The sequence below is a fragment of the Ramlibacter tataouinensis genome, from assembly GCF_027941915.1.
In the GTDB taxonomy this organism is placed as follows: Bacteria; Pseudomonadota; Gammaproteobacteria; order Burkholderiales; family Burkholderiaceae_C; genus Ramlibacter; species Ramlibacter tataouinensis_C.
The window spans coordinates 1,333,641-1,354,618 of the sequence record NZ_CP116009.1 but is presented as its reverse complement, the minus strand read 5'-3'; the positions used below and the strand labels follow the sequence as shown (position 1 = coordinate 1,354,618).

Annotated in this window: 18 protein-coding genes; 13 read left to right on the top strand and 5 right to left on the bottom strand. The window is 70.2% G+C overall.

The features are described from left to right. Positions 1-246: 246 nt before the first annotated feature. Complete coding sequence (locus tag PE066_RS06340) at positions 247-726, top strand: HU family DNA-binding protein (RefSeq protein WP_271235712.1); 480 nt, start codon at positions 247-249, stop codon at positions 724-726. A 159-nt stretch (positions 727-885) separates the two neighbouring features. On the opposite strand, the gene PE066_RS06335 is transcribed toward PE066_RS06340, so the two are convergent. The 3 genes from PE066_RS06335 to PE066_RS06325 all read right to left on the bottom strand — a co-directional run bounded on the left by PE066_RS06335 (position 886) and on the right by PE066_RS06325 (position 3,495). After that, a complete protein-coding gene (locus PE066_RS06335) occupies positions 886-1,860 on the bottom strand; it encodes a Bug family tripartite tricarboxylate transporter substrate binding protein (RefSeq protein WP_271235711.1) in 975 nt (324 codons plus the stop codon). 38 nt (positions 1,861-1,898) lie between these two features. Further along, positions 1,899-2,627 (bottom strand): isochorismatase family protein, encoded by a 729-nt coding sequence (locus PE066_RS06330; protein ID WP_271235710.1) that lies wholly within the window; start codon positions 2,625-2,627, stop codon positions 1,899-1,901. A 136-nt stretch (positions 2,628-2,763) separates the two neighbouring features. After that, complete coding sequence (locus PE066_RS06325) at positions 2,764-3,495, bottom strand: IclR family transcriptional regulator (RefSeq protein WP_271235709.1); 732 nt, start codon at positions 3,493-3,495, stop codon at positions 2,764-2,766. A gap of 83 nt (positions 3,496-3,578) precedes the next feature. Between PE066_RS06325 and PE066_RS06320 the strand changes: the two genes are divergently transcribed. From PE066_RS06320 to PE066_RS06310, 3 genes are all read left to right on the top strand, one after another. Beyond that, the gene (locus PE066_RS06320) at positions 3,579-4,514 is read left to right on the top strand and encodes a hydroxymethylglutaryl-CoA lyase (protein ID WP_271235708.1); all 936 of its coding nucleotides are present in this window, start codon (positions 3,579-3,581) and stop codon (positions 4,512-4,514) included. Further along, a complete protein-coding gene (locus tag PE066_RS06315) occupies positions 4,507-5,709 on the top strand; it encodes a CaiB/BaiF CoA transferase family protein (RefSeq protein WP_271235707.1) in 1,203 nt (400 codons plus the stop codon). Before PE066_RS06320 ends, PE066_RS06315 begins: the two co-directional genes overlap by 8 nt. A 180-nt stretch (positions 5,710-5,889) precedes the next feature. Next, positions 5,890-6,144 (top strand): high-potential iron-sulfur protein, encoded by a 255-nt coding sequence (locus PE066_RS06310; protein WP_271235706.1) that lies wholly within the window; start codon positions 5,890-5,892, stop codon positions 6,142-6,144. Positions 6,145-6,175: 31 nt separating this feature from the next. On the opposite strand, the gene PE066_RS06305 is transcribed toward PE066_RS06310, so the two are convergent. Next, positions 6,176-10,525 carry a DEAD/DEAH box helicase gene (locus PE066_RS06305; RefSeq protein WP_271235705.1) on the bottom strand — a complete coding sequence of 1,450 codons (4,350 nt, stop codon included), beginning with the start codon at positions 10,523-10,525 and terminating at the stop codon, positions 6,176-6,178. A 64-nt stretch (positions 10,526-10,589) separates the two neighbouring features. Here PE066_RS06305 and PE066_RS06300 point away from each other — a divergent pair, with 64 nt between their 5' ends. The 7 genes from PE066_RS06300 to PE066_RS06270 all read left to right on the top strand — a co-directional run bounded on the left by PE066_RS06300 (position 10,590) and on the right by PE066_RS06270 (position 18,627). Continuing rightward, positions 10,590-12,971 carry a GspE/PulE family protein gene (locus tag PE066_RS06300; protein ID WP_271235704.1) on the top strand — a complete coding sequence of 794 codons (2,382 nt, stop codon included), beginning with the start codon at positions 10,590-10,592 and terminating at the stop codon, positions 12,969-12,971. Between the two features lie 79 nt (positions 12,972-13,050). Beyond that, the gene (locus PE066_RS06295; protein WP_271235703.1) at positions 13,051-13,461 is read left to right on the top strand and encodes a hypothetical protein; all 411 of its coding nucleotides are present in this window, start codon (positions 13,051-13,053) and stop codon (positions 13,459-13,461) included. Positions 13,462-13,822: 361 nt separating this feature from the next. After that, positions 13,823-14,596, top strand: coding sequence for a GntR family transcriptional regulator (locus PE066_RS06290; RefSeq protein ID WP_271235702.1), 774 nt, complete (start codon positions 13,823-13,825; stop codon positions 14,594-14,596). After that, a complete protein-coding gene (locus PE066_RS06285; RefSeq protein ID WP_271235701.1) occupies positions 14,593-15,759 on the top strand; it encodes a mandelate racemase/muconate lactonizing enzyme family protein in 1,167 nt (388 codons plus the stop codon). The genes PE066_RS06290 and PE066_RS06285 overlap by 4 nt, the downstream gene beginning before the upstream one ends. A gap of 14 nt (positions 15,760-15,773) precedes the next feature. Then, positions 15,774-16,706, top strand: coding sequence for a hydroxyacid dehydrogenase (locus PE066_RS06280; protein WP_271235700.1), 933 nt, complete (start codon positions 15,774-15,776; stop codon positions 16,704-16,706). Positions 16,707-16,744: 38 nt separating this feature from the next. Next, positions 16,745-17,710 carry a Bug family tripartite tricarboxylate transporter substrate binding protein gene (locus PE066_RS06275; RefSeq protein WP_271235699.1) on the top strand — a complete coding sequence of 322 codons (966 nt, stop codon included), beginning with the start codon at positions 16,745-16,747 and terminating at the stop codon, positions 17,708-17,710. A 215-nt stretch (positions 17,711-17,925) separates the two neighbouring features. After that, complete coding sequence (locus PE066_RS06270; RefSeq protein ID WP_271235698.1) at positions 17,926-18,627, top strand: OmpW/AlkL family protein; 702 nt, start codon at positions 17,926-17,928, stop codon at positions 18,625-18,627. Positions 18,628-18,637: 10 nt separating this feature from the next. Here the strand turns inward: PE066_RS06270 and PE066_RS06265 are convergent, their stop codons facing one another. Beyond that, entirely contained in the window at positions 18,638-19,873 is a 1,236-nt protein-coding gene (locus PE066_RS06265; protein ID WP_440480583.1) for a YbfB/YjiJ family MFS transporter, read from the bottom strand. 55 nt (positions 19,874-19,928) lie between these two features. On the opposite strand from PE066_RS06265, the gene PE066_RS06260 reads away from it, so the two are divergent. Beyond that, positions 19,929-20,423, top strand: a complete 495-nt coding sequence (locus PE066_RS06260; protein ID WP_271235697.1) for a hypothetical protein — start codon at positions 19,929-19,931, stop codon at positions 20,421-20,423. After that, positions 20,420-20,785: a hypothetical protein gene (locus tag PE066_RS06255; protein WP_271235696.1), complete on the top strand. Its 366-nt coding sequence runs from the start codon at positions 20,420-20,422 to the stop codon at positions 20,783-20,785. The genes PE066_RS06260 and PE066_RS06255 overlap by 4 nt, the downstream gene beginning before the upstream one ends. Positions 20,786-20,978: the final 193 nt, after the last annotated feature.

Below are 20,978 nucleotides of genomic sequence, written 5' to 3'. Positions count from 1 at the left end.
CGCGCAGAGGCCTCCCCTCCGCTCTCGTTGTCTTGACTCACTGGCCAAGTCTAAGCCGCGGCAGCAGCGGCGCTGCGTGCTCGGTTGCAGGCGCGGCCCGCAACCGAGCGCCGTGCCGTCGCGCTGGCGAACGGCCGGTTGAGCGCAGCGGCTGCACGGGCCGCCATTGCAGCTGCCGCAGGGGCTGGCGCTTGCCTAGAATCGCGCGTACCTCGGATGTCCGAGGCATCAACAACACGGATGTACATGGCAACCGCAAAGAAGGCCAAGCCGGCCGCCCCCAAGAAGGCCAAGACCACCAGCGCGAAGGCGCCCAAGGCTGCTGCGAAGGCGCCCAAGGCTGCCGCGAAGGCACCGAAGGCTGCTGCGAAGGCGCCCAAGGCCGCCGCGAAGCCGGCAGCCGGCACGATGAAGCCGATCAAGGAAACGTTGAACAAGACGGGCCTGGTGAGCCACCTGGCCGAGGCCTCGGGCGTCGAGCCCAAGGCGGTCAAGGCCGTCCTGGCAGCCCTGGAAGGCACGATGGCGGCGTCCATCAACAAGAAGGGCGCCGGTGCGTTCGTGCTGCCCGGCCTGCTGAAGGTGACCGCAGTGGCCGTGCCGGCCCGCAAAGCCCGCAAGGGCATCAACCCCTTCACCAAGGAAGAGACGGTCTTCAAGGCCAAGCCCGCCACGGTGAAGCTCAAGGTGCGTCCGCTCAAGAAGCTGAAGGACGCGGTGCTCTGACGCTTTCGGGCGCAGCAGGGAACGGCCGCCGCGAGCGGCCGTTTTCGTCTCCGGCGCGAGAGGGCACCAGGCCGGGCCGATCAACCCGGCAACCCGGCGGCGTGCCGGGACCTTGGCGGTGGCGCGCCACACGGTCGGCGTGGCGCGTTGGCAGCCGGCTCAGTCGAGCTTGGTGCCGGACACCTCGATGGCTTTCTTCCACCGTGCAATGTCGGCGCGCAGGAACGCGGCGAACTCGGCCGGCGTGTTCTTGCCGAATTCCGAACCATTGCCGCCCAGCTTGGCGGCCACCTCGGGCCGCGGCAGGATCCTGGCCACGGCCTCGTTGACGCGGCGCACGATGGCCTCGGGCGTGCCGCGCGGCGCCAGCAACCCGCTCCAGCCCACGGCGGCAAAGCCGGGAACGCCGGCCTCGCTCACGGTGGGCAGTTCGGGCAGTTCTGGCAGGCGCCGTTCGCTGGTCACCGCCAGGCCGCGCAGCTTGCCGGACTTCAGGTGCGGGGCGCCGGCGATCGCATCGACGAACATCATCGAGACATGGCCGCCGATCAGGTCGGTCATGGCGGGGCCGGTGCCCTTGTACGGGATGTGCACCATGTTCACGCCGGCCTGGGCCTTGAGCAGCTCGACGGCCAGGTGCGAGGTGGCGCCGGTGCCCACGCTGGCGAAGGAGAGCGTGCCGGGCCGGGCCTTGGCCTGTGCCAGCAGCTGCTGCAGCGTCTGCGCCGGCGACGCTGCCGGCACGCAAACGATGAACACCGTCGACGCCACGCGCACGACCGGCTCGAAATCCTTCTCGGGATCGAACTTGAGCGCCGGGTAGAGCGACACGTTGATCGCACCCGGTCCGGCGGCCGTCATGATGAAAGTGGTGCCGTCGGCGGGCGCGCGGGCCACCTGTTCCATGGCGATGTTGCCGCCGGCACCGGGGCGGTTCTCGACGATCACCGGCATGCCCAGGGCCTCCGAGATGGCATCGCTGACCGTGCGGGCCGCGGCATCGACGCCACCGCCGGGCGGGTAGGGCACGACGATCCGCGCGGTGCGCCCCTGCGCCCAGCCGGCGGTCGGGATGATGGCGGCCGCCATGCCCAGCGTGGCGGCGCCACGGATCCAGTTTCTTCTCTTAATCAACGCGAAGGCTCCTTGCAAAAAGGTGGATGGAGGATGGGTCAGGCGGCAGTGGCCGCGGCGGGCGCGCGCAGGCCTTCGAGGTAGGCGACGGCGGCATTGCAGTCGATGACTTCCGCGTACTTCTGGTGCATGTCGAACAGGTTGATCCAGTGCGAGGCCTCGGTGCGGTCGTAGCAGCAGTCGCCCACCACGCCGACGCGGTAGCGCTCGGTCTGGGCGTCCACCACCGACGCACGCACGCAGCCGCTGGTGGTTTCTCCGCACACCAGCACAGTGTCGGCGTCGCACAGGCGCAGGTAATGCGCCAGGGGGGTGCCGGCAAAGGCGCTGGGGGCGGCCTTCTCGATGACCAGTTCACCTTCGCGCGGGGCGACCTCGGCCACGATCTCGTTGGCGCGGGCGCGCACCTCGGGCGGCAGGCTGGGGCTGGGGGTGCGCGGGCGGGCGCCGCGCTCGGCCACGCGCAGCGGGTCGCTGGGAAAGCGCGCGTTGTTGCGCACATAGACCACCGGCACGCCCTGCGCGCGCGCCGCGGCAATCAGGGGAACCATGCGGTCGATGGCGGCCCAGCCTTCCAGTCCGCAGCTCATGGGCCATTGCTGCACCGACTCCAGCAGGGGCAGCCGCTCGTGCCCCACGGACGCGTAGTACACGTCGATCACCACCAGCACGGGCTTGCGCCCCAACGGGTCGGCCGAGGCCTTGCCCCAGCTCTGGAGGTGTTGTCGATCGCGCTCGGTCAAGAACCGGTTCCAGCCTGCTTCCATGTCGGTCTCCATCAGGTGCGAGGGCCGCACCCCGTGGCGATGGATGCGGCTGCCTATGTTCTATAGAATAGAACTGTGTTCGTTTTCATTGTACCCAGCAATTTCGCGGAAGCCCGGGGTGCCGCGGCTGGACCGGTCAGGCCATGCGGCTCGAGAGCGTGCGCGCGGCCTGCACCACCAGCCGGATGAAGCCTTCGTGATAGCGGTGCACGGGCATGGTCAGGGTCAGGGCCGCGGCCAGCTGGCCGTTGGCATGGAACACGGGCGCGGAGATGCCCGCCAGCTCGGCCAGCCGGTCGCCGACCGCCATGCAGTAGCCCTGCTCGCGGATCTGGGCGTAGCGCTTGCGATCGGCGGCGCTGGCCGACTGGCTGCGCGTCGGGTCGAACGCGATCAGCACCCGTGCGCCCGTGCCCTTGTCGGGGGGCAGGATGTCGCCGGCCCTGATGTGGTCGCGCACCGGGTGCGGCGAGTCGACCCGGTACAGGCACAGGCGCGCATCGCCCTGGCGCACGTGGTAGGCCGCGCTCTCCCCGGTTTGCGCCACCAGGCTGCGCAGCACCGGCATGACCGTGCGGTCCAGCGTGAAGGAGGCGGCATAGATGCCGTGCAGCCGCGCGATCTCGCTGCTCAGCGCATAGCGCCCGTCATCCAGTTTCTGCAGCAGGCGGCCGTGCTCCAGCGAGGCGATCAGCCGCAGCGCGGTGCTCTTGTACAGCTGCGTGCGAGCCGACAGCTCGGTCAGCGACAGGGCGGTGTCGCCGGACTGGAAGGCGGCGAGCAAGGTCAACGCGCGGTCGACGGCGGCCACCCCTCCGGGCGCGGCATCGCCATCGGCGAGGGAGTCTTGGCGGGCTTTGCGGGGCATGGTGGTTCTCCGGCGGGTGGCAAGCCATGTCGGCTCAGGTATCATTCGTATAGTAGAACGATATTCCCCAAGATAGAACACCGGTGTCGAAAATTTCCTCCGTTTTGATCAGCGAAGTCGGCCCGCGCGATGGCCTGCAGTCGGTCTCGGCGACCATGCCCACCGCTGCCAAGCTGCGCTGGATCGATGCGCTCTACGCGGCGGGCGTGCGCGAGATCGAGGTCGGCTCGTTCGTGCCCGCCGATCGCCTGCCCCAGCTGGCCGACACCGCCGAGGTGGTGCGCCATGCCCGCACCCACCCGGGGCTGGTCGTGATGGCGCTGGCGCCCAACCTGCGCGGCGCCCAGGCGGCGTTCGACGCCGGGGTGCACAAGCTCACCCTGCCGGTCTCGGCCAGTGCAGCCCATTCGATGGCCAACGTGCGCAAGACGCCGCAGCAGATGGTGGAGGAGGTCCGGCGCATCGTGGAGCTGCGCAACGCGGTGGCGCCGGCAACGCATCTGGAGGCCGGCCTGTCGACGGCGTTTGGCTGCACGATCCAGGGGGCCGTGCCCGAAGACGACGTGCTGCCCCTGGCGGTGGCGCTGGCGGGGGCCGGCGTCGATGAAGTGGGGCTGTCCGACACCACCGGCATGGCCAACCCGGCGCAGGTGCGGCGACTGTTCACGGGCCTGGCGCGCGAGATCGGCGCCCGCGCCGGTGCGGCGCACATGCACAACACGCGCGGGCTGGGGCTGGCCAACTGCCTGGCCGCCTACGAAGCAGGGGTGCGCACCTTCGACAGTTCGCTGGGCGGGCTGGGCGGCTGCCCCTATGCGCCCGGGGCCTCCGGCAACGTCGTGACCGAGGACCTGGTGTTCATGTTCGAGGCCATGGGCATCTCCACCGGCGTGCAGCTGGAAGGGCTGCTGGCGGCGCGTGCGGTGCTGGCGCAAGGGCTGCCGGACGAGCCGCTCTACGGCATGCTGCCGCCGGCCGGCCTGCCCAAGGGCTGGACACAAGGAGCGCAACATGGCTGAGCACGCACTGCCTGCGCAGTCGCCGCGGGCCCTGCCTTATGCCGGCCTGCGCGTGGTGGAGTTCACCCACATGGTCATGGGCCCCACCTGCGGGATGATCCTGGCCGACCTGGGCGCCGAGGTGATCAAGGTCGAACCCCCGGCGGGCGACAACACGCGCCGCCTGCTGGGATCGGGCGCGGGGTTCTTTCCCCTGTTCAACCGCAACAAGAAGAGCGTCACGCTGGACCTCAAGCAGCCGGCCGGCATGGAGGCCGCGCTGCGCCTGGTCGCCACGGCCGACGTGGTGAGCGAGAACTTCAAGCCCGGCACCATGCGCAAGCTCGGCCTGGACTATGCGGCGCTCAGCCGTCTCAACGAGCGGCTGATCTACGTGAGCCACAAGGGCTTCCTGCCCGGGCCCTACGACCACCGGACCGCCCTCGACGAAGTGGTGCAGATGATGGGCGGGCTGGCCTACATGACCGGGCGCCTGGGGGATCCGCTGCGCGCGGGCGCCAGCGTGAACGACATCATGGGCGGCATGTTCGGCGCCATCGGCGTGATGGCGGCGCTGGCCCAGCGCGAGCGCACCGGGCGCGGGCAGGAGGTGCAGAGCGCGCTGTTCGAGAACAACGTCTTCCTGGTGGCCCAGCACATGATGCAGTTCGCGGTCACCGGGCGCGCCGCCGACCCGATGCCGGCCCGCATTTCCGCCTGGGGCATCTACGACGTGTTCACGGCCGGCGATGGCCAGCAGATCTTCCTGGCCGTGGTCAGCGATACCCAGTGGGCGATCTTCTGCGACGCCTTCGGCCTGCAGGAGCTTCGCAGCGACCCGGAGCTGGCCACCAACAACGGCCGGGTGCGCGCCAGGGCGCGCCTGCTGCCGCTGCTGCGCGAACGGCTGGGGGCGCTGCCGGCCGCCGAGCTCGCGGCGCGCTTCGAGCAGCATGGCCTGCCCTTCGCGCCGATTGCCCGCCCGCACGACCTGTTCGACGATCCGCACCTCTGCGCCACCGGCGGCCTGGCCCGCACCGAGTTGCCCGATGGCAGTCCCACGCGCATGCCGCTGTTGCCGCTGGCCCTGGACGGCCAGCGCCTGCCGGTGCGATCGCCGCCGCCGCGCCTGGGCGCCCACACGGCGGAGGTGCTGGGCGCGCTGGGCTACGGCCCGGAAGAGGTTGAACGCACGCAGGGTCCGCCCCCGGCCTGATTTCCGGGGGCCCCCCGGCGGTGCCGCGCTGAGCACCGATGCACAAATTCACGCGAATCTTTCGGCTGTCGAGTTCGCGCGTGCCGCCGTCGCGGCACCATCGCAGATCGAGACAGGAGGTTCCCCTTGAGCACGAATCGTCGCGTCTTTCTCCTCCAGGTCATTGCCGGGACCGGCGCAGTGGCAGTCGGAAGCGGTGCACAGGCCCAGCAGAAGCTCGACCCCAAGGACCCGCAGGCCACCGCCCTCGGCTACGTGGAAGACACCACCCAGGCCGACAGCAAGAAATTCCCCAAGCACGCCAACGACCAGAAGTGCGACGGCTGCCAGCTGTACTCGGGGGCCGCCAACGCCAAGGAAGGCCCGTGCGCGTTGTTCGGCGGCAAGCTGGTCACGGCCAACGGCTGGTGCAGTTCCTGGGTCAAGAAGCCCTGAGGTCTGCGCAATCCCCTGCGCCCACCCGCTTTCAGTGGCGCGGCGAGTCGATGGCGGTCGCGTCGCGCGGCTCGCTGTGCTTCGCCGAGGTCCCGCCAGGTGGCACCACGTAGCTTGCCGGGTTCTGTCGGCGGATCAACAGATTCCGCAGCTCCCACTGCTGGCTGGGCACCAGTTCCTGCAGGAAGCGGATCTCGCCGCCGCTCTGCGTGGCGATCGGCACCCCGCCTTCGAACAGCAGCCGGTTGCCCGGCAGCCGCGGCACCTTCTCGCCGGGCGTGAGGATGCCCGCCAGGTTCAGCGGATCGACCGCCGAGAGGGCCACGCGCTCGTGGCCCGGTGACTTCGCCGCCGTGCGCAGGGCCGCGGCCGCCGCGGGCAGCGCGAACTGCTCGCCGGAGAAGCCGCTGACGAAGCGGCCGCCGTGCACTTCGCCGCGTGCCTCCAGCCGGCGCAGCACGTAGTACAGCTCGCGCCAGGGGGGCAGGCCTTCCTCGCGCTCCAGGAGCTTGCGGAACACCACGCCGTAGCGGCGCAGCAGCACGCGCGCAACGTGCTCGACGTGCGGCGCCGCCAGCGCGCCGGGCGCCGGTTCGTGCGGCCGCTGCCGTCGCGTGAGCGACCAGCGGCCGGCATCGTCGATCGGGTCGCGGTGCCGGCGCCGCAGCTTGTTGCGCTTGTCCGCCGGCATCACCAGCGCCCGCAGGCCGGCGAACGAATCGCTGGAGACCCGCCCGTGCGCGACCAGCTCGGCCAGCGCCTCCTCGGCCTGGGCGCCGAGCAGGTGCGCGTCGCGCTGCAGGTCGGCGATGAAGCTGGCGCCGTGTTCGCGCAGCAGCGCGAGCACGAGCCGGGCGCGGCCCGACAGCGTCTCCTCGTCCGTTGGCGCCGCGCCGGCCGCCTGCTGCCAATGCACCATCGCCTCGCGCTCGCACAGGAGGACCGGCGTGCCACGGATCGGCCCCGACTTGCGGCCCGCCGGGTCCCCGGCTTCCACGGATCGCCACCATGCGACGCGGCCCACGGCACACAGCTTGTCCAGCATGGACGGCTGGTAGTCGGACAGGCGCAACGGCAGCAGGTCCTCCTCCCAGGCCGAAGCCGGGGCGGCGCAGCCTTCCAGTTGCCGCAGCACGTCGGCCAGCCCGGCTTCGCCCTGCCGGCACTCGTCGCCTCCGCTGCCGGCCAGCTGGTGCCAGCGGAACAGGAAGCGCATGAATTGCGCCGGCGGCACGGGCTGGAATTCGGCGCGCCGCCGGTCGCGCGTCAGGCGGTGGATGCGGGCCAGCAGCCGGCGGTCGCACCATTCGGCCGCACCGGGGGCCGTGAACGCGCCGCGCATCACGGCGCCTTCGGCTTCCAGCGCCACCAGCGTAGCCAGCACCGCGTCCCCGGAAAGACCCAGCGGCGCGCCGAGCGTTTCCGCGGTGGCGGGGCCGGACAGCTCCAGGCGTCCGCGCAGGATTTCGCGCAAGGCGTCCTCGAAAGCCGGACGTTCCCCGGAGACCGGGGCGATCGCCGGGGCCAGCGCCGCATCGGGAACGACCGCCCGCAGCTCGTGCAGGCGCTCGGCCGCCACCAGCAGCTCGCGGCCGCCGGGCGTGCGCAACCGCGCCGCGCGGCGTTGCTGCGCCAGCTCGCCGAGCCACGCGGGATGGGGCGCTTCCGCCGGCGCCAGAAAGCCGTGCACCACCAGCGCGTCGTGCAGCTCCTCGGCGTTGCCGATCGCGGGCCAGGCCTCCTCGCGCACCCGGGCGATCGCCTGCGGGTCGAGCCGCCCGACGTCGTCCGCGGTCTGCAGCTCCGCGATGGGCTGGGTGCGGACCGTCCGGGTGCGCCGCTCCTCCGCCGCGCCGCCGTCGAGGAAAGCGTAGGGACGGGCGTTCAGGATGGCCTGCGCCAGCGGCGAGGGCGACGCCAGGTCGCGCGTCACCACCTCCACTTCGCCCGACTCGATGCGCGCCAGCAGCGCCACGAAGCCGTCGGCGTCCATGCTGTCCTGCAGGCAGTCCTTCAGCGTCTGCGCCACCAGCGGATGGTCCGGGATCTCGCGTTCGCCGGGCAGGTTCTCGGCGCACGCGATCTGGTCCGGGAACACGACGCTCAGCAGGTCCTGCGCATCGGAGCGCTGGAACTGCGGCGGCACCTTGCGGCCGCCGTTCATGCGGCGCACGGCCAGGGACGCCGTGGCGTTCCAGCGCCAGCGCGTGCCGAACATCGGCGCGTCCAGCAGCGCCTGCACCAGCACGTCGCGCGCACTGGATGACTTCAGCCAGTGCGGCACCTCCTCCAGCGCAAAGCTGTGGGTGGGTCCCAGCGACAGCACGATGCTGTCTTCCAGCGCGCTGGCCTGCAGCTCGAAATTGAACTTGCGGCACATGCGCTTGCGCAGTGCCAGCCCCCAGGCCTTGTTGATGCGAGAGCCATGGGGGGAGTGGATCACCAGGTGCGTGTCGCCGACCTCGTCGAAGAAGCGCTCGAGCACGATGCGCCGGTGGCTGGGCAGCGCGCCCAGGGCTGCCCTGGCATGGGCCAGGTACAGTGCCAGCTGCCGGGCCGCCGGTTCGGCCAGGCGCAGGCCCTGCTGCAGCCACGTGGCGCAGGCCGCCGCGCCTTCGCTTCCCAGCAGCGTGTCGGCGGCGTCCAGCAGCCGCGAGACCGCATCGCACAGCTCGTCGCTGCGGCCCAACGCCTCGCCGAGCCAGAACGGCATCGTCGGCGGCTGCCCGCGGGCGTCCTCCACCAGCACCTTGCCGGTTTCCACCTTGGCGATGCGGTACGACGCATTGCCCAGCTGGAAGATGTCGCCGGCCAGGCTCTCGAAGGCGAAATCCTCGTTGAGCGTGCCGACGCGGTGGCCTTCGGGCTGCAGCACCACCTCGTAGTCGAACTGGTCGGGGATCACGCCCGCATTGGTGACGGCGGCCAGCCGGGCGCCGCGGCGTGGCCGCAGCATGCGATGGACGGCGTCGTAGTGCAGGTAGGCGCCGCGCCGGCCGCGGCGGGTGCTGTAGCCGTCCGCCAGCATCTGCACGACCTGCTCGAACTCGTGCAGGGCGAGCGCCCGGTAAGGCTGCGCGCGGCGCAGGCAGGCGTGCAGGGCATCGAGCGGCCACTCGCGGCAGGCCGTCTCGGCGACGATGTGCTGCGCCAGCGCGTCCAGCGGCTTGTCGGGAACGCGGATGCGGTCCAGCTCGCCGCGCTCCACCGCATCGAGCAGCGCGACGCATTCCAGCAGGTCGTCGAGGGACAGCGGGAACAGCCGGCCCTTGGGCACCGCGCCGATGGCATGGCCGGCCCGGCCGACCCGCTGCAGCAGGGGATTGAGGCCGCGCGGCGAGCCGAGCTGGCAGACCAGGTCGATGTCGCCGATGTCGATGCCCAGCTCCAGCGAGCTGGTCGCCACCAGCGCCTTGAGCGCGCCCTGCTTGAGCCGCTGTTCGGCCTGCAGCCGGTGCTCGCGCGCCAGGCTGCCGTGGTGCGCGGTGACATGCGCCTCGCCCACGCGCTCGGCCAAGTGGCGCGCCACGCGTTCGGCGGTGCGGCGCTGGTTGACGAAGACGAGCGTGGTGCGGTGCTCGTGCACGAGGCCGGCCAGCCGGTCGTACACCTCGTCCCAAACCTCGTTGGCCATCACGGCGCCCAGGGGCGAGCGGGGCACCTCGATCGCAAGGTCGCGCTCGCGCACGTGGCCGGCATCGATGATCTTGACAGCCTCGTCGCGCTGCCCGACCAGGAAGCGCGCCATGTCGTCCAGCGGCTTGACGGTGGCGGACAGTCCGATGCGCACCGGCGGGCGCGCGCACAGCGCTTGCAGCCGCTCCAGCGACAGCATCAGGTGCGCGCCGCGCTTGCTGCCGGCCACGGCATGCAGCTCGTCGACGATCACGCTGCGGACCGAAGCGAGCATCGCCCGGCCGGAGTCCGAGCCCAGCAGGATGTACAGCGATTCGGGCGTCGTCACCAGGATGTGCGGCGGCTGGCGGCGCATGCGCTCGCGCTCGGCCGCCGGCGTGTCGCCGGTGCGCACCGCCGCGCGGATGCCGACGTCGGGCAAGCCCATCGTGGCCAGCCGCTCGCGGATGCCGGCCAGCGGCTCCTGCAGGTTCTTGCGGATGTCGTTGGACAGCGCCTTCAGCGGCGACACGTAGAGCACGCACACCTCGTCCGCAAGTCCGCCGGCCAGGCCCTCGCGGACCCGTTCGTCGATGGCGGACAGGAAGGCGGCGAGCGTCTTGCCCGATCCGGTGGGCGCGGCGACCAGCGCATGGCGCCCGCGCGAGGTGACCGCCCACGCCCGGGCCTGGACATCGGTGGGTTGCCCGAAGCGGTCTTCCAGCCAGCTGGAAACAGCCGGGTGGAAGGGCAATGACGAAGCCATGGCCCCCATTTTCGAGGGCATGCCCAAGCCGAGGTTTCACTCGGGTAAACCCTTACACTTCGACATGATCGACAACGCGATGCGTCTTGCGACCGGGACGGCCGACGCGACTTCCAGCCTGTCCTGGCCTGCGCCCCACCACTTCCGCCTGATCGACGCCGGCCCGGCCGGCGAGCCGGAGCGAGCGCTCCTGACCTTCGCCCACGGCGACAAGCTGCTGGGCACCGTGCTGGCCATCGACTTCGAGCAGCAGCAGCTGCAGTTCCGGCCCGAGCAGGGCCCGCTGCGGCAACTCGGGTTCGCCGATTTCCGCAGCCTGTTCCTCTCGCGCTCGGTGGAACTCGAGCCGGTGCCCCTGCAGGCCCCGCCGGGGGCCGTGCTGACGCGATCCAAGCGCGCCAAGCGCGCCTGTACCGTGCAGCTGAAGGACGGCGCGGAACTGAAGGTGGACGTGGCCGCCGTGCTGCCCCGGCGCGCCGGCCTGTTTCTCTATGTCGTCAATTACGCCGACGCGGTGCTGCGCTGGTTCGTGCCGGCGCAGGCGCTCGTCCACTACCACGTGGGCGGCCAGGCCGGCCCCACGCCGCTGGAATCGGCGCAGCTGCACGCCGGGCCCGCCGCCAACGTCGCCGAGTTCTTCGCGCGAGGCAACGAGAGCCGCGAGCAGGTGGAGCAGGCGATGCAGCGGCGCAAGCTCGCCTCCCGCGACCTGGGCGACGTGCTGGTGCAGGAGGGCCTGATCTCCCCGCAGCAGCGCGACGCGGCGATTGCACGGCAGGAGGCCGAGGGGCGCCCGCTGCACGAGCTGCTGGGCGAGATGGGCGCCGTCAGCCGGGAGGTGATCCGGCAGGCCATGGTCAGCCAGCTGGGCGTGCCCGCCGTGCAGCTCGCGCGCTTCCCGTTCGAGGCGAACGCACTGCGGGCGATCACGCCGGAGCTGGCGCGCAAGCACCGCGCCATGCCCCTGTTCAGCAGCGCCAAGCGCATCGCGGTGGCGCTGGAGAACCCGCTGTCCTGGGAGGCGCTGCGCGAGCTGGAGTTCTTCACGGGGCTCAAGGTCGACCCCTGCCTGGCCGCGCCGGCCGAGCTGGACGCCGCCATCGAGGAGTACTACGGCGACGCCCGGGCCGCCGGCGAGAAGGTGGGCGAGCTGTTGCGGGAGCTCGGCGCCGACGACGAGACTGCGGCGGCCGCGGCTTCGCGCGAGCCCGTCACGGAATCGGACAACACGCTGGTGCGCCTGGTCAACAAGATGATCGTGGACGCCTACGACCAGGGCGCCTCGGACATCCACATCGAGACGCGCGGTGACGACCGGCCCAGCCGGGTGCGCTTCCGCCAGGACGGCGTGCTGGCGCCCTACATCGAGGTGCCGCCGAACTTCCGCGCCGCCTTCATCGCCCGCATCAAGATCATGGCGGAGCTGGACATCGCCGAGCGCCGCCGGCCGCAGGACGGCCGCATCGTGTTCCACCACTTCGGCCCGCGCCAGATCGAGCTGCGCGTGCTCACCATCCCGACCGCGCGCGGCGCGGAGGACGTGGTGATGCGCATCCTGGCGGCGCCGCGGGTGATGTCGCTGGACAAGCTGGCGCTGCCGCCGCGCGAGCTGGCCCGGCTGAAGGAAGGCGCGAGCCGTTCCTACGGCCTGCTGCTGGTGTGCGGCCCCACCGGTTCCGGCAAGACCACCACGCTGCACGCGCTGCTGGCGCACATCAACACGCCCGAGCGCAAGATCTGGACGGTGGAGGATCCGGTGGAGATCACGCAGGAAGGCCTGTGCCAGGTGCAGGTCAACGCCAAGCTCGGCCTGACCTTCCCGGCGGTGCTGCGCAGCTTCCTGCGGGCCGACCCGGACGTGATCATGGTGGGCGAGACGCGCGACGCGGAAACCGCGCGCACCGTGACGGCCGCCGCGCTCACCGGGCACCTGGTGCTGTCCACCATGCACACCAACAGCGCGGTGGAGAGCGTGGTCCGGCTGGTGGACCTGGAGGTGGATCCCTTCAACTTCTCCGACGCTCTGGTGGCAGTGGTCGGCCAGCGGCTCGTGCGGCGGCTGTGCCAGTGCAAGCGGCCCTATGCCGCGAACCGCGAGGAAATCCAGGCGCTGGCGCACGAGAGTTGCCGCGAGACCGGCCAGGATCCGTCGGAGCTGGCCGCGCGCTGGCGCACCCGCTACGGCGATGCCGATGGCGCGATCACGCTGCACGCGGCGCAGGGCTGCCCGGACTGCGACCACAGCGGCTACAAGGGTCGCCTGGGCGTGTACGAGCTGCTGGTGAACTCGCCGGCGATCAAGAAGGCCATCCAGCGCCGCGCCGGCGCGGGCGAGCTGCTGCAGCTGGCGGTGCAGGAGGGCATGGCGACCCTGGAGCAGGATGCGATCGCCAAGATCCTGCAGGGCCACCTCGATTTCAAGCAGGTGCTCGCCAGCTGCCGCTGAAGCAGCGTGGAAGCCTGGGGGTGCCGGTTTGCCGGCTGCTCGCTTTAGCTGCTGTAGAGTCGGCAAGCGGGGAGGGTTTATGAAGATGAAGATTCTTGGGCTCCTGCTATTGCTGCCGGCGGCAGCGGCGCACTCGGGTTCGATCTACTTGTGCAAGGCGTACAGCGGCGGAACGTTCTGGGCGCAGGCGCACTGCAATCAACACAACGCGCTCATCGAAAGCATCGTGAGCGTTCCGGATGGCCTTCCCTGGGACCAGCAGGTTGCGTTGGCGGAGCAGCAGAGGAACGGGAGTCACCAGCAGCATCGCGTGATCTCCACCGAGACAAGCAGCCATGCTGCCCGCCAGGGTGAATGCAAGGCGCTCGATGCGCGCATCACGCACCTGGATGCCATGGCCCGCCAGCCCCAAGGTGCCCAGACGCACGACTGGATCCGCTCGGAGCGCAAGGCAGCTCGCGACCCGCAGTTTGCGCTGCGCTGCCAGTGATGGTTGCGCGGATCGGTGGAGCAAGGCCGCGAAGGCCAGGACTGTCCCGGCGCAGTCAGCGCCACCGGTCAGGGATGAAGCGGATCTGAACCGTGGCGGACACGGGTCCTTAGGTTTGCTCCGGGTCGTGTTCGCCATCGACCGAAAGCAGATCAAGCCGTGACGACTGCTTCCGGCTACCGATGCGACCGGAAAAGTGCTGAATGAAGTGCGCGTCTCGTCCGGCTTCTGGCTGGCGCGCACGCCATCACTCGCATCCCGAATGCAAACGGCCGGTTGCTGAAGACGTGCCGCAGTCCACCGTGGGCGGGGATGACGCAATCTTCCTCCTTGGCCTCAAAGTGCCTGATATCATGACTTTGTGACCAGCCACATTTCAGTGTTCCAGAAGAGCCGGGTTCCCCTGTACCTTCAGGTGGCCCACCTGATGCGCCAGAAGATCGAGCGCCAGGAGTGGCCGGTGGACGCGCAGATCCCGACGCTCAACGAGCTGGAGCGGGAATTCCAGGTTTCCAGGATCACCCTGCGCGAGTCGCTCGCGCGCCTGGAGGAGGAGGGCTTGATCCGGCGCACCCGCGGGCGCGGCACGTTCGTCATGAAAGACTTGTCCCAGCAGCGCTGGTTCAAGTTGGCGACCAGCTTCGAAGAGCTGGTACGCACCGTGTCGGAGCTGAAGATCCGGCTGATCGCCATCGACGAGGACGACCATCCGCTGGTGCCGCATTTCGCCGCGGGCGAGGTCGCAGGGCCCTACCGCCGGCTGCGCCGGGTGCACTACCGCGATGATCGTCCGTACTGCCTGATCGAGATCTACCTGGCGCAGGATGTCTTCGCGCTGGATCCGCGGGGCTTCAGCGGCTCACCCGTCATCCCGAAGCTGGCCGCGCTGCCCCAGGTGCGCATCGCGGCCGCACGCCAGATCATGCGGGTCACCGTTTCCGACGAGGACACGGCGGAGCACCTGGACATCGGCGTGGCCGACCCCATCGCCGACGTGTGCCGCTCGCTGCAGGACGCGCAGGGGCGCATCGTCTACTACGCGCACATCCAGTACCCCGCGCAGATGATCCAGGTGGAGCTGGACCTGTTTGCCGGACAACATCAACCCAGCCCGCCCGCCAGCAAGAAGCGATGACCAACCTTCCGGGCCACGCGCCCAGCCTCCCTGCACCCGTCCGGCTTGCCAGGCTGCAAGCTTTCGTCTTCCGGGTGCCGATCGACGAGCCCGTCCAGACCTCCTTCGGCATCATGCATGACCGGCCCGCGGTGCTGGTTCGGGCCGAGGACGGCGATGGTGCGGTGGGCTGGGGCGAGATCTGGTGCAACTTCCCCAGCGTGGGTGCCGAGCACCGCGCGCGCCTGCTCGAGTCCGCTGTCGCGCCCATCTTCCTGGAACGTGAATGGGTCTCGCCCGAGGAGGCGTTCCGTGAGGCGACACGTCGCCTGCACATCCTCGGCCTCCAATGCGGCGAGCCGGGTACCGTGGCCCAGGCCATTGCCGGTGCCGACATGGCGCTGTGGGACCTGGCAGGCCGGCGGCTGGGCCAGCCGTTGTGGCGCCTGTTCGGCGGCACCAGCAGAATCGCGACTTATGCGTCGGGGCTGAGCCCGACGCACCCCGAAAAGCTCGCCGCGGCCAAGCGGGACGAAGGCTTCCGTGCTTTCAAGCTCAAGGTCGGCTTCGGGGCCGAGCGCGACCTCGCGAACCTGCGGGCGTTGCGCGAGCTGTTGGGCCCCGATGCAACGCTGATGGTCGACGCCAACCAGGCCTGGAGTCTGGAGGAGTCCATCGGGATGAGCCGCCGCATCGCGGAGTTCCGGCTGCAGTGGCTGGAAGAACCGCTGGCGGCTGACCGGCCGTCGTCCGAATGGATGCGGCTCGCCGCCGAATCCCCGCTGCCGCTCGCGGCCGGAGAGAACATGCGCGGCGCCAGCCAGTTCGCCGAAGCGCTGGCCAGCAAGGCGTTCGCCGTGGTGCAGCCGGATCTGGGCAAGTGGGGCGGATTCAGCGGCTGCCTGCCCGTGGCGCGCGACGTGCTGGCAGCCGGCCGCATGTTCTGCCCGCATTGGCTGGGTGGAGGCATCGGTCTGGTGGCCTCCATGCACCTGAAGGCCGCCGTGGGCGGCGCGGGTTACGTGGAAGTGGACTCCAACTTCAATCCGCTGCGCGAGCTGCTGGGCGCACCGCACCCGCGGGTGGTCGAGGGCGTGGTCACACTTTCGGAGGAACCGGGCCTCGGTGTCGCCCCCGACATGGACGCGCTCCGCGGATTCCGCGTGGGCCACCAGTGGCAATGACGGCCCGGCAGACCATGCCCGGGCGCATCGTCATCTCGGAATTCATGGACGAGGCAGCGGTCTCGGCACTGCGCGAAACCTTCGAGGTCCTCTACGCCTCCGACCTGGTGGAGCGGCCGGCCGAGCTCGCCGAGGCGCTGCGCGATGCCGACGCGTTGATCGTGCGCAACCGGACGCGGGTGAATGGCGAGCTGCTGGCCAGCGCGGGCCGCCTCGTTGCGGTCGGGCGGCTCGGGGTCGGCCTGGACAACATCGACCAGGCGTATTGCGCAGGCCGCGGCATCGCCGTGCTTCCCGCCGTCGGCGCCAACGCCTCGGCCGTAGCCGAGTACGTGGTCGGCCTGGCCATGGCCCTGCTGCGCGGCTTCCTGTTCTCCTCCCACCAAGTGGCTTCGGGCGAATGGCCGCGTGCCCGGCTTGCCTGCGGACGCGAGATCGCCGGCAAGACGCTGGGACTGGTGGGCTATGGCTCCGTGGGTCAGCGCGTAGGCGAGCTGGCGCGGGCGGTGGGCATGCGTGTGATGGCCTTCGACCCCGTGCTGCCGCCAGCGCACCCCGCGTGGCGCGGCGCGACGCGCTGCGAAGAGCTGGACGACCTGTTTCGCGCAGCGGACGTCGTGAGCCTGCACGTTCCCTACACGCCGCAGAACGCCAGCCTGGTGGACGAGCGGCGACTGGGCCTGATGAAGACGGGCGCCGTGCTGGTGAACACCGCGCGCGGAGGCATCGTCGATGAGGCCGCGCTGGCCAGGGCGTTGCGGTCCGGGGCGCTCGCCGGTGCCGCCGTGGATGTGTTTGAAAACGAGCCGCTGCCGGCCGGATCCGCGCTGGCCGGTGTCCCCAACCTGTTCCTGACGCCGCACATCGCGGGCGTCACGCACGAATCGAACGAGCGCGTATCGGCCCTGATCGCGCAGCGTATCGCCGAAATCCTCCGCCCGACGTGATCCGGCGCAGGACCCTTTTCATTCCCCAAGGAGACATGATGAAAGCATGGAAGTTGCTCGCCGCCTGCGTTGCGGTCCTCGGTTGCGTGGCCGGCGCGAGTGCGCAGGAGTGGCCGCAGAAACCGGTGAAGATCGTGGTGCCCTACCCGGCGGGCGCCGGCGTCGACCCGGTGGCGCGCCTGGTGGGCCAGAAGCTCGCCGATCGCTGGAAGCAGAACGTGATCGTGGACAACAAGCCGGGCGGCAGCGGCACGATCGGCGCGACCTCCGTCGCGCGTGCGCCAGCGGACGGGCTGACCATCATGATGTCGGCCACGGCCGAAGTGGTGATCAACCAGTTCATCATGGAAAAGATGCAGTACGACCCGGAGACCGACCTGGTACCGGTCACGCTCGCGGTGCGGCTGCCATTCATCCTGGTCACGCACCCGTCCAGCCCGTACTCCAGCGTCGCCGAACTGGTGGCGTTCGCGAAGAAGAACCCGGGCAAGGTGACCTACGCGTCCTCCGGACCGGGGACGCCCCAGCACCTGGCCGCCGTGCTGCTGGAGCAACTGGGCGGCGTGCAGTTGGTGCACGTGCCGTACAAGGGGGTCGCACCGTCGATCACCGACCTGCTGGCCAACCACGTATCGATCGGCTTCGCCGGACTTCCCGCGGGGCTGCCCCACGTGCAGAAGGGTGCGCTGAAGCCGCTGGCCGTGTCGTCCAAGGTATCGTCGCCCGCGGCGCCCCAGGTGCCGCCGGTTGCTGCCACCCCTGGGCTGGAGCAGTTCGAACTGAACCAGTGGTTCGGCATCTGGGTTCCCAAGGGGACGCCGGAGCCCATCGTCGCCCAGATCCAGCGTGACATCGCCGCGGTGCTGCAGATGCCGGAGGTCAAGGACACGCTCGAGAAGCAGGGCGCGCAGCCGAGCGGCATGCCGACAGCGGAGTTCGCCAAGTTCGTCCGGGGCGAGCGCAAGAAGTTTGAGGCGATCGTCAAGCACGCCAAGCTCGATTAGTCCAGCGCCGGCGTTCCGTCAGTTCGAGGCCTCTCTACGCCGAAGCCCCGCTCCGCGGGGCTTCTTGCTTGTGTCCTAGACATGGCTTGCGGCGGCCTCGCCACGGTCGAGCGGCGTTTCAAGATGTCCCCGCCCATGCGTTGCTTTTTTTGAGTGGACGCAACCCAGGGCGGCGCCCTATGCCTAAGCTGGTCGTTCCACAGCAAGGAGACCGCATGGACATCTTCCCCAAGATCCTCCTGGCCTGCAGTCCGCTGCTTCTGGCCTGTCCCGGCGCCATGGCGCAGCAAGCCGGTGACACCATCGTCGGCGCAGGGCTGGCGGTGCTCTCGCCGCGCGAATCGCTGGGCCCGCTGAGCTCCACCGGGCCCGGGGCCGCTGCGCTCAATGCGGCGACCGCCGGCGCAACCGCGGATATCGACACCGTGGCGACGCTGTCGTTGAGCGTGCTGCACATGTTCACGGACAACCTCGCCGCGGAGCTCACGCTGGGCGTGCCGCCGAAGCTGAAAGTCGACGTGCACCTGCGCAGCGGATCGCACATCGACGCGGCCAGCGCGCGCGAGATCACGCCCGCGCTGGTCGGCAAGTACCTGTTCATGCGGCCGGGCGACCGTTGGCGGCCTTACCTGGGCCTGGGCGTGGCCTACACGAAGTTCGACCAGGTGCGGATCAATCGCTCGGATCCGCTGGTGGTCGGCCTCGCCGGGACGTCCGCGTCCCTCAGCTCCGAGTGGTCTCCCGTCGTCGCCGCCGGCTTCATCTACAACATCGACGACCGTTGGTCGGTGAACGCCTCGGTTTCCCACCTGCGGCTCAAGACCACGGCGACGCTGGTCGGGGCAGGTGGCACAACAACCGGGGAGCTGAAGCTCAATCCCGTGGATTACGTGGTTCGGCTCGGATACCGGTTCTGAACAGGCTCGATCAGGGCCGTGCCGCGGGATGCCGGCGCGCGATGGCGACGTACAGCACCGCGCCGAACACCAGCAGTCCGGCGGCGATCCAGAGCGAGGCACTGAAGCCCTCGGCCGGGTTCCCGCTGCGTGCCACCATCCAGGCGGCAAGCGGCGGTCCCACGATCTGTCCGAGCCCGTAGGATGCAGTGAGCAGGCCCATGGCGCTGGTCGCGTGCAGGGGCCGCACGCGGCGCACCTCCTGCATGGCGAAGAAGGTGATGGCGGTGAAAGGCAGTCCGAGCAACAGGCTGCCGGCCGCGAAACCCGCGAGCGTCGGGCTCACGAGGCTCGCGGCCACGCCCGCGGCCTGCAGCACGTAGCACCCCGCCAGCCGCAGCCGCAGGTCGACGTGCGGGCTCAGGCGCGAAGCGCCGATGGCGCCGAGCATGACGCCCACGCCGAACAGGGGCCAGAACAGGTCCAGCCAAGGCGATCCCGGCAAGGCCCCGCGGGCGATCACGGGCAGGAAGGTGGCGGTGATGATGTAGCCGATGCCGGCGAGTCCGTAGGCCAGCGTGAGCAGGCCCAGCTCGCCCGCGCCGGCGCAGTCCTGCGGCGCCGCCTGCGCGGCCTGCCGTGCGACCGGATCGGGCGCACCGAGGGTCCGGCGCCCATCGAGTACCGGCCACACCAGGGCGGTCAGCAGCGCGGCCAGCAGCCCGAAAGACAGCCAGCCCATGGCCGCGGGCGCATGCAACTGCACCAGCACGGTCGCCGCCAGGCCACTGGCGACGATGCCGAGGCCTGGCCCGATGTAGATCAGGGCGCCCATCGAGGGCACCCCGCGACGCGCGAGCTGCTCGAGGCAGAAGCCCGACGTGTAGACGAAGACGACGGCGCTCGCGACACCGGCCGCGAACCGCAGCGGCCCCCAGGCAGCCGGGACGTAGAACGCCATGCCCAGCGTGAGCAGGGTGGTGGCGACCAGCCCGGCCCGGACCAGCCTGGGTCCGTTCACGCCGCTGGACCACCCGGCGCGACGCCATATCCAGGGCTGGAACGTGCAGGCCACGGCGCCAACGAGGTAGCCCAGGTAGTTTGCGCTGGCCAGCAGGCTGGCGCCGGTGAGGTTCACCGAGCGCTCCGCCAGCATCATGGGCAGGAGCGGCGTGAACGCGAAGCGGCCGATGCCCATGGCCACCGCGAGGGCGACGAGACCCGCCAGGGCGGTCTTCAGGGGCGTCAATGGCCGGGAGCTCGTCATGCCGGGGCGAGTGTCGCAGACCCGGCATTCATCGGCGCGGCGCGACAATCAAGCCATGGACCCATTCGAAGCAGGCACCGAACAACAAGCGATCCGCGAGCCGCGCCTCTGGCGCGACAACGGCTGGACGGCCCGCGTCATCAAGAACGAGGATGACGACGGCTGGGCCGTCGCCATGACTCCTGACGGGCAGGTCGAGCCGGCGCTGGTCGGCCCATGGACCATGGGGCGCGACAAGAAATCCCCCAAGCCCCTGGATACCTCCGCGTTCAACACGCTGGTGAAGACCGCTGCCGAGTTCGTGCGCCGGCACGAGCAGCAAGTGCATGCAGCCCTGCACCGGCAGGTCGACATACCCCGCGACGGCGGGCGCGTGAGCGTCACGCTGGACGTCGAGCCGGACGAGGAAAACCCCTCGGCCGTGCTGCGCGCTACCGATGCGGCCGGGGAAGTGCTGGGTGAAGTGCGCGTCTCGCCCGGGTTCCGGCTGACGCGCACGAGTGCGAACGCGTGGGCAGAGGCGGAGTTCAGCGCGCAAGCCCTCCGATGAAATCGGAACCTGGACGCCGGGGTGCATTTCGTGAAGCCGCGACGGACGATTTGAACCAGATCGAAGTACCGCCTTCGTTCGTCGCCCTCTACACCGCACCGTCGGGCCATCGCCTAACCGAGCCGATGGCGACGGTGCGCCAGCGCTATGAGCTGTGCGAGGACCTCGCGCAGATGCTCACCGAGCAGGGGGCGACCATCAAGTTCAAGTCGGATGCCCCGGAGAGCGAAGTGCTGGAGTCCATCCAGGCGGGCCTGTCGGGAACGGACTCGCCCGTGCAGCCTGGCGAAGCTGCATGGGTGGTCAGGCGTCTGGCTGAACTGCTCGACTGGCCGTCGCCCCGGGACCCGTCGAGCCGTTGACTCGGCTCGCACTGAAGGCACGATGCCGATTGAGAGCGCTGGGAAGTGACGCTCCGGTCACTGGGCGGCCGCCAACGTCATGCGGGTGCGCTCGGCTGCTGACCATGTGTTGGTGGTTCGGGGCGGAGCCCTTGTGCATTGAACTTCCTGTGCCGAAATCGATCAGCTTCGCTTTGTCCCCGGTTTCGGTTAC